This is a genomic window from Gilvimarinus sp. 1_MG-2023, assembly GCF_030548285.1.
Genome location: NZ_JAUOSC010001789.1, coordinates 1 through 234, shown reverse-complemented (window position 1 = coordinate 234; position 234 = coordinate 1). Strand labels below are relative to the sequence as shown.

The window sequence follows — 234 nt, the reverse complement described above, 5'->3', positions numbered from 1 at the left end:
AATCAATAGTGCTAGTTTCAGTAGCCCGACCCCGATTAACGTTCAGGCGTTTGCCATCGGCGGCAACCTTGAGCTGCGTGTTATCAATGACGGTGTTTCTAGTACTGTTACGCTAGGCTCGGTGACTGGGGCAAACGCGTTGTCTACCTCGATTACCGGTGCGCCGGCGTCGGTAGCAGGGATCGCCAACGTCGACAACTGTTATCAAACGCATACGTTAGAAATTGAAGGTAC

The 234-nt window shown here is 52.1% G+C and carries 1 protein-coding gene; it reads left to right on the top strand.

Translation table 11 applies throughout. The features are described 5' to 3' along the window. Nucleotides 1-234: hypothetical protein (locus tag Q4563_RS22865; RefSeq protein ID WP_303606183.1), on the top strand; the 234-nt coding region annotated here is incomplete at both ends.